The organism is Bacillota bacterium (assembly GCA_012727955.1).
Taxonomy (GTDB): Bacteria; Bacillota; Limnochordia; order DTU087; family JAAYGB01; genus JAAYGB01.
Genome location: JAAYGB010000051.1, coordinates 1 through 5,906, shown reverse-complemented (window position 1 = coordinate 5,906; position 5,906 = coordinate 1). Strand labels below are relative to the sequence as shown.

Below are 5,906 nucleotides of genomic sequence, written 5' to 3'. Positions count from 1 at the left end.
TCTGTATACTGGTTGGCCACTGAAATCACTCCTAGACCGATTCTATCAGACACACACTATATGTCCAAATCGATTAGGGGGCTTAATAGTCATTAGGGATGTTGTTTTTGCAACCAACACACCCGTTATAGTAAGATTGACAGAAACGTTTACAGGCAGCTTCCCAGCAACAGAAGCCCTGCACACAGCACTCTTGCTTCAGGACTTTTCCGATGCAACGACAATATCCGAGGTAACCGGGCAGCCTGGCGCTCGTTATGCAAGTGCAGCATATAGTTTCCCTGCTGGCAAACACGTTGGAAAAATGAACGTCGGAATAGGATAGTATAACACACCTGAAAAGAAACAGGATCAAGGCAGCTGGGATGATTTACCTTGGTGGGAAGTCTTATCAGGCGAGTACGAAGGCATAATCGGAGTGACCATCGAGCCTGTCAGATAGAAGTTCAGATTACCAAATTACCAAACATTAGACAGCTATAAGCATTCTCTATTTAGACCCCAATGCTGGCGAATGCCAGGTTGGGGTCTTTAGATATCCACAACAAGTGTAGTAGCGTCCAGTATAATGGTGTAAATTCTGGGATCTGGATGGTGGGAAGTAGAAGGAAGAGCCATCCCCTCCTGGTAATGGTTGAGTTGAACAGAAGGAACCAACAGGAGGTTGAGTAGGATGGCTAAACACCAGATTACCCTAGGTGACGAATTTTTGCACCAGCTTTTTTGCGGCGACGGAGATGTGGTTGCGTTCGTCAACACATTTTTGATCCGCTCGGCCGTTAAAAGTGATCCACCCGCGCTAGTCTAGAAGTGATCCACTTGGCCGTTTAGGTTTGATCCACCTTAAGCCCCTTCCTGAGCTGACTCTCCTTCAATCGATATGAGTCGCCGTTCATGTTGAGAATGTGTGCCCTATGAGTAACCCTATCGACAAGAGCTGCAGTGAGCATCGGATCACCAAATGCCGCATTCTTGTATCCATCGGATTATCGTGTACCTGTCTCGAAATAGCCCAGGTCACTGTGTGCCACATATTCAACAGATTTCTCTCGCCTACTAACGCACGCTTTCCAAGCGTATTCCTTCTCTTCCTCCAGCAACTCATTGGGAAGTTGATACTTCCCCGATAGACCATTTACGTTGACAATGATGGGAGATTCCATATCAATCCCGTTTTTGAGTGTAGAGTTATTCCGGTTCTTCACTCGGTAAAACCATGATTGGACGGAATCAATATCACCCACGAGGTCAACTTCAAAGACTTGTATGTTGGGATCTGTCTTTCTTTGATCAAGTCGATTTCGGCAATCTTCTTCGGGGGTAGGTTAAGAGGAGGTTCATCTGCCCCCTCGTTCCGCAGCAGCAATGCAACAAATTGGCCTTTGATTTTGTTTGCCCAACTTCTCACCATAGGCGTAATCCCCCTTTATGGATCCTACTGCTCTTGCCCTCTCGACGGGACACTCGCCAAGTTCACCGACCGGTCCCAGTATTTTTTCACTTCATTTACCTTCTTCGAGCTGCCGTGTAGTTCAGCAAAGATGTCTTCCAAACCAGCGCAGCTAACAATTGTACGTCTTTTAATCTTGTTTTGAGATTATTCTGATTTCCTTGAGTTATCCTAGACACAAAGTTTGGAACTTCAACTCACAACACGCTAAAGCATAGGAGGTGGTTCTCCAGCGTTCTCGAGATACTGAGAAATACAATTTGAGCAATGAGGAAGACGTTCTCAAGAACTAGGGAGGTCCTAATGTGAAAAAACTGTCTGTATTGAGTTTAGTTGCCGTACTCGTGTTGGGACTGAGTGTAGCTGCTCTTGCCAATGTCTCCAACAGGCAGGATGATATAGACGTGACCGTTGACATCCTGCCTCATGTGATTGCTAGCTTTCCACAGTCCATGAGAGTGACCGTAGACAGACTCTTTGAGGACTGGACGAAGAATCAGACCGAAGAGTTTTTCAGTATCACCGCTAATTGTAAGTTTAATATCGCGTTCTCCTGGAGTGGGTTTGAGAACATCGATGAAGAGGTTCGCGAAGTTTTTGAGCACAGTCTGGTCTACGATACCTTCATGAAAGAATCAAGCGATCCTAGCAGCTGGGATAAGAGCTATAAACTCGGGCAAAGAAGAGGCAACGCGAACGGAGTTGACAAAGATTTCGACCCTGGCAAATACGATGGTCGTATATTGCTCGGAGTAAATACAAACGAATGGAAAGAGCACGCTTGGTGGAAACTAGTAGCTGGCCAATATGATCACATTATTACGGTGACGATAGCAGCTATCTAGACAAATCACACTATCCTAGTAAAACAGTGCCTTGGGGTATTTCAGTTCCCCAGGGCGCTTTCTTGTAAGTTGGTATATACTCGATTTCCCGGACGGCAAGAAAAACATAATTAGCAAACAAGGGGTGTGTTCGGATACAACAAACATCGGCAGTAGACTTCCCAAACATCTTGACCCTGTGTATAGAGAGAAGACGCTTCGGGTCTAGTTGAAGAGCCCGGTCGGTATGCATCTGTTCGTTGCTGGACTTTATCTCTATATAGAAAAATGGGATTTTTTCAGCACTCAGTTTAGTCTATCATCATGAGATTACTTACTCAGCCGTGTTAGGGGACTTGTTGCGCACTCAGACTGTTCTAACAGACCCTACTTCATCAGACTCTCCAAAAACGGGCTTTGTTTGCCGAAACTGGTAATAATTAAGTGATCTCTTGCCCTGGTTGCTGAAACAAACAGCAGATTGCGCTCTCTGCGAATAGCCTCTTCATAGTCTGAGCCATCTATGCCGGTAGCGACGACCCGCTTGTGGGGTATAACATCCGCGTTGGCGGCGACCACGAAGACGATGGGATATTCGAGGCCTTTGAGCCTGTGCATAGTTCCTAGAGTAATGCGACCAGATTCCAAGTCTTGATTGCTCCTCCCAGCTATCTGGACAGGGATACCGCTCTTCTCTATCTCCCTAGCGTACCATTCCACCAACCGCCGTGTCCGAGCCATGATGCATACGGTGTCTGGTGCTTGCGTTCTTAGAAGCTCCTGCAGCGAACTCAGCACAAAGCCGAACTCTTCCTGCTGAGTGTCGAAATGCTTGATACATGGCTCCGGCCCGTTAAACAGCGACTGATATCCGTACAGAGTCTCCTCTCCCCCATCGAGATCATCAACGGGCTCGCCTTTGAGAAGGGCCACAGACCAGCGGCGGATCTCTTCGGTAGTTCTGTAGTTGATCCGAAAGCGTGTAGCCCGACCCCTAACTTCGATACCACATCGACTCAGCACTACAGGCCGGCCGTAAACCCGCTGATGGCAGTCACCTACTATAAAAATGTCATTCGGTCCTTATAAAAGAATCCTGCTTATCCGAAATCTGGTCAAACAGTGCTAGGCACACATGCAATGGCTGGCAAAAAGCGACACGAGTTCTAACACCCGAAGACTACTCAGTCCTTTATCGTAGACGGCGACGTTTTCGTTGTTGACTTGCCTCAATCCGTTTGAGGTGTTTTCTTGTTGTCCCCTTACAGGCCTGCGATGGTTTCTGCATTCGGCGGCGTTCTGCTACAAACACAGTATAGCCGCTCTCATTGATGAATTTGCGGCAGCCTCCAAATACACTCCTTAGCTTTTGCTCATACCATACACTCCTCTTAACGACCAGATACAGCCTCCCTCCCTGTCGCAGCCGGGAGAAACTCCCGTCAATAAACCGCCGAGCCACAGCAAAATCGGTGTGATATGGAGGGTTGCTAGCGATGACATCAAATTGGATGTCGGGGTCGATATCCATCAGCCCGTCACTGGGCTGTACCTGTACCTCGCGGGCGAGATTATGTTCACAATTAAGCTGCGTCAATCTCAGAGCCCGAGCATTGGTATCCACCGCCATTACCATCTGCCGAGATTTCTTGCCGGCCACCACTGCTACGGCGCCAGTCCCACAACCTAAATCGAGACAAAGATCGTCGGATGAAATGTCCATTATCTCAAGCATGAAGGCTGTACCTGCATCTAAACCTCTAGGGGAAAACACTCCTGGAGCTCCCTTAAAGTGGCACGCCTCGCCGCCAATGGGAACCTGCCATGAATAGTAACCTATCCTCGGACTTAGGTCTGGCCGGGGGCAATGAGAAAGAAATACTTGGATATCTTGCGCTTTTGCCGCCGCTGGTTGCAGTATCTGCACCTCTTCAAACCATTGGCTCAACTCGTTCACCCAAGCAGTTGAGCTGATTCCCTGATCAATCACCGACAGCAGCCAACCATTTCTGTCCAGCTGTGAAGCAATATGACCAACCATCTCGAATGCGTACTCTCTCGGGTAGGAATGGGTATCCAAGACTGCAAACCCATACGGCCCATTGGGGACCAAGTCAGTAAAAGCAATACTCATTCGTCCACTGTGACCAGAAAGCCACACCCCTTCACCGGCCGTCTTCTCTGGGGAGCACTGCTCTAGAGAAATATCACACAGTGCAGCTACACGCCGGCAAACATCCAATTCATAGTAACAGTAAGCAGCATAACCTCCCTGCTCTGTCCAGAAGCGAGCCACACGCCCTTCCGCGCTACCTATATCCAGGAGGCACCCGCGTCTATGCAGTTGTGGGAAAAGCTCAGCAATAGTCTCCAGCAGCAGTCGGGTGGTTCGGATCATGTCAATGACACCCTTTCCTATGAAAGATGTTTACTACGCGTTTCCACCCATGAATTCCAAACAGGCCTCATACAAGTTTTGGTCCTACGGTCCGCGAATCTACATTACTGTGTAAACAAGATGCTCGACATGCAACACTTAATCCGTTATTCGGTAGAAGTCCTTCACTGTTCCTTCTTAAACCTGAGCTTGCTATGTCAAATAGTACTAAAACTTACCACGGTACTTATCTGATTCTTGGGCTTTTCCTGTTAATTTATCATGGGCAGAGTTGCTCCAGAACCGACATAGAAGATACTGTAAGCCTAGCCTCCATTCGCTAAGCCGGTGATTCATGTCTCTAGCACAACCCATCTCCGCAGACATTTGATCCATATATGATATCATCCGCTCTCCTAATCTCAATGTTAATGGCCACGTTGAAATGGGACCCTCACGTGACCATTGACGCTTAATGACGTGGCGTTCTGACACACGATTTATTAATCGTGTGTTACCAGTCTGTCTCCAACCTGGGATATGTATGCTCCCGACCCATAAGCTTAAGCGAGTCCCTTATATTTTGACTTCTAGAGAGAGGGATTTTGTGAAAGTTTTGAGACCTATTTAACTGGTAGTTGGTAGTTTATAGTTAAGGTTCAACGGAGCGGATAAGAACTGTCTCGATTTCGAAGGAGGGGATTCGAAAGATCATAACCAGGTGAATAGTTCCACTATAACTCCGAGGCTAGACTTGTACAAGCTTAACCCTTATTCAACCCTAGATTAAGCGGAGATTTACAGGATCAGTGGAAAGCAGGTATACACAAGGTTGTACTGACACATTTAGAGGAGCAAAGGTGAGTCGACCCCTTTCAGGGCAGTGAAGACGTGTATGTATCAAGCAGCAACACGAGGAGGTAGAACAATGAGAAGATCAGCTTACTTATTTCCTGTGGTTAGTTTAGCGGTGCTGCTTATTCTAGCGACTGCAGCGTTAGCAAATCAAGATCAAAGAGAGTTTGACATCAACCTAGAAGTACCGGCATGGGTGTTGATTGAGACTGATGTGGAGTCCTTTGACATAACTCTCGGTGACCTTGCTGATGACAAGGTTTATAGCAACGAAGGTGTCTGTTTTTGGTAGTATAAGAATGGCGAAAATGGCAGTCTAATTTTCCAGAGTTGGGTAGAAAAAGGAGTCACCGCATAGCACCCTGGAAATAAGCCTCTAAGCAACTTGTTTGTAAGGAGG

General features: G+C 47.2%; 4 protein-coding genes. 2 read left to right on the top strand and 2 right to left on the bottom strand.

The genetic code is table 11. The features are described from left to right. Positions 1 to 1,755 precede the first annotated feature (1,755 nt). Entirely contained in the window at positions 1,756 to 2,295 is a 540-nt protein-coding gene (locus tag GX030_09010; protein NLV92512.1) for a hypothetical protein, read from the top strand. Between the two features lie 366 nt (positions 2,296 to 2,661). On the opposite strand, the gene GX030_09005 is transcribed toward GX030_09010, so the two are convergent. After that, a complete protein-coding gene (locus GX030_09005; protein NLV92511.1) occupies positions 2,662 to 3,297 on the bottom strand; it encodes an ATP-binding domain-containing protein in 636 nt (211 codons plus the stop codon). A 169-nt stretch (positions 3,298 to 3,466) separates the two neighbouring features. After that, the gene (locus GX030_09000) at positions 3,467 to 4,672 is read right to left on the bottom strand and encodes a methyltransferase (protein NLV92510.1); all 1,206 of its coding nucleotides are present in this window, start codon (positions 4,670 to 4,672) and stop codon (positions 3,467 to 3,469) included. 907 nt (positions 4,673 to 5,579) lie between these two features. Here GX030_09000 and GX030_08995 point away from each other — a divergent pair. After that, entirely contained in the window at positions 5,580 to 5,798 is a 219-nt protein-coding gene (locus GX030_08995; protein ID NLV92509.1) for a hypothetical protein, read from the top strand. Positions 5,799 to 5,906: the final 108 nt, after the last annotated feature.